Annotated in this window: 2 protein-coding genes and 1 pseudogene; 1 reads left to right on the forward strand and 2 read right to left on the reverse strand. The window is 73.2% G+C overall.

Going from position 1 to position 2,737, the window contains the following annotated elements; genetic code table 11:
- Positions 1-442: pseudogene (locus OOT08_RS02555) on the reverse strand (hypothetical protein); the annotation flags it as partial.
- Positions 443-522: 80 nt separating this feature from the next.
- A complete protein-coding gene (locus OOT08_RS02560; RefSeq protein WP_325090978.1) occupies positions 523-1,191 on the reverse strand; it encodes a TetR/AcrR family transcriptional regulator C-terminal domain-containing protein in 669 nt (222 codons plus the stop codon).
- 73 nt (positions 1,192-1,264) lie between these two features.
- Here OOT08_RS02560 and OOT08_RS02565 point away from each other — a divergent pair.
- A partial coding sequence (locus OOT08_RS02565; protein ID WP_325090979.1) for an amidohydrolase occupies positions 1,265-2,737 on the forward strand: 1,473 nt, incomplete at its 3' end.

Consider the following 2,737-nt stretch of genomic DNA (forward strand, 5'->3'; position numbering starts at 1 on the left):
GGGCGCTCGTGCCGACGGCGGATTCGGACCAGTCCACCCCGGGGGCGAAGCCCATGTCTTCGGCCTGGGCGCGGAGCCTGCGGTCCCCGTCGATCCAGAGCAGCCGCCCGCCCGCGTCGCCAACGGCGACGATGAAGCCGGACTCGCTCGCTTCCTCGATGAGGAGCCGGTGCACGACCGGCAGGACGGGGGCGAGCGGGTGCCCCTCGCGGGCGATTCGGAGTTCCTCCGCGCCGATGCCCTGGGCGGGGGCGCGGTCGGGGCTGAGGGTCGCCCCGAGGGAGCGCTGCCAGGAGTCGAGCACCACGTCGCGCACCGCGGAGGCGGCGTCGGTCCCGGGGTCGCGTTCCCCGGAAACGAAGCGCTCGTGGGCGATCTCCGCGGCGCGGCGGCGCTCGCGGGGGGATTCGTGGCGCTGGAGCGCCCGCCAAGGATTTCGCATCCTGCACCTCCTCGTGTGCCTCCGACAATAGCGCGGCGCGCTGGGCATCGCCATGCCGATTCCCCGGCGCGCGGCGCGGCTCAGGCGTCGAGCGCGGCGTGGGCGGCTTCGAGCCCGCGCACGAAGGCGTCGAGGCCCATGGCGAAGGCGTCCTCGTGCGGCCGGGTGCCGCTTGCCTGAAGCCGCTCCGCCCCGGCCAGGTAGGCGGCCCGGTAGCGGGGCACGTCCTCCCGGTCCCCCGGGTCAAGCATCTCGTCCGCGGCCACCGCGTCCATCGCCGAGCCCAGGATGAAGGACTCCAGGCTCACGATGATCGCCATCACCCGGTCCTCGGGCCAGCCGGCATCGCCGAGCGCCCGCGCGACCGCCTCGTACATGAGCCCGGTGCGGGAGTCCTCGATCACCGGCGTCACCGCGAGCAGCGCGATCGTGGGCGGGTGGGCCGCGAAGGCGTCCCGGTAGGAGCGGGCCCAGGCGCGGAGGGCGTCCGGCCAGGGCTGCGCCGCGAACGCCGACACATCGATGCGGTCGCTGACCAGCTCCCGGATGCCCGCGATGAGGTCGCTGCGGCCCGAGACGTGGTTGTAGAGGGCGGACACCTGCACCCCGAGCCGGGCGGCGATGTCGCGCATTCCCATGCCCTCCGCGCCGCGCTCGTCGAGGACGAGGAGGCCGGTCTCCAGGATCCGCTGCCGGGTCAGCACCGCGGTCCTGGGGCGTCCTGCGCGTCGTCGCCCGGTTTCGGTCATTCGGTTACTCCTTCGTTGCAAAACAGTCTAGGCTGTTCAAACGAACCGTGTTCATTTAAGCAAGGATGCAGGAATGGCAACTCTCTTCACCGGGGGCGACATCATCGTCTCCCCGCAGGACTCCGCGACCGGGCAGGGCCCCGCCGCGCTGCTGATCCGGGACGGCCGCATCGTCGCCCACGACGACGAGGCGCTCTCCGCCCGCGGCTCCGCGGGCGTCACCGAGATCGACCTCGCGGGTGGCACGCTGATCCCCGGCGTCGGGGACGGCCACGCCCACCCCGTCTTCGGCGGCCTCGAGGCGATGGGGCCCGCGATCCGCGAGCAGAGCGACCTCGCGGGCATCATCGCCGAGGTGGGGCGGTGGAAGCAGGCGCACCCGGACGACGCCTGGATCCTCGGCGCCAGCTACGACGCGACCTTCGCCCCCGGCGGCGAATTCGATGCCCGCTGGCTCGACGAGGTCACGGGCGACACCCCCACCGTGCTCCGCTGCTGGGATTACCACACGGCCTGGGTGAACACGGCCGCGCTGAACGCCGCGGGCATCACCGCGGACACCCCGGACCCCGAGTTCGGCCGCATCGTCCGCCGCGCCGATGGCAGCCCGCTGGGCACCCTGCAAGAGGCCGCAGCGAACAACTTCCTCACGCAGGTCGTGCCCACCCGCAGCCTGGAGACCCGCGTCGCCGCGCTCGAGGCCGCCACCCGGATGTACGCCGAGCAGGGCACCACCTGGGTGCAGGACGCCTGGGTCGAGCCCGTCGACCTCGAGGTGTACCACGAGGCCGCCCGCGCCGGGCGGCTGCACACGCGCGTCAACCTCGCCTTCCGCGCCGACCCCGCGAGCTGGCAGGAGCAGGTCGAGTCCTTCCGCGCCGCCCGCGCCCAGGTCGAGGCCCTCGGCTCGGATCGGCTCTCGGCCCGCACGGTCAAGTTCTTCATCGACGGCGTGATCGAAAACCACACCGCCGCCCTCATCGCGCCCTACGCGGACCGCCCCGAGGAGTCCGGGCTGCCCAACTGGACCGCCGAGCAGCTGCACGCCGCGGCGCTCGCCTTCGACGAGGCCGGCTTCCAGCTCCACCTGCACGCCATCGGCGACGGGGCGAACCGCACCGCCCTCAACGCGATCGAACACGTCAACACGCAGGGCGCGCCCCGCGAGCGGCGGCACGTCATCGCGCACGTGGCCCTCCTCAGCCCCGAGGACATCGAGCGCTTCGCACAGCTCGGCGTGATCGCGAACTTCGAGCCCTATTGGGCGCAGTGCGACGCCGTGATGCGCGACCTCACGATCCCGCACATCGGGCACGACCGCGAGGGCTATCAGTACCTGATCGGCTCGGTGCTCCGCTCGGGCGCGCGGCTGTCCTTCGGCAGCGACTGGCCCGTGACGACCCCCGACTGGCGTATCGCCCTCGGCACCGCCGTCACCCGCACCGGCGAGGACGGCGACCCCGCGGGTGGCTGGCTCCCCGAGGAGCGGATCACCGCCGGGCAGGCGCTCGCGGCGTACGCGGGCGGCAACGCCTACCAGGCCTTC

This window comes from Leucobacter sp. M11 (assembly GCF_035726885.1).
Taxonomy (GTDB): Bacteria; Actinomycetota; Actinomycetes; order Actinomycetales; family Microbacteriaceae; genus JAPFRB01.

What these genes read in the sequence shown, in the direction of transcription:
- OOT08_RS02560 (WP_325090978.1), bottom strand. Translation starts at nt 1,191, where the DNA reads ATGACCGAAACCGGGCGACGACGCGCAGGACGCCCCAGGACCGCGGTG.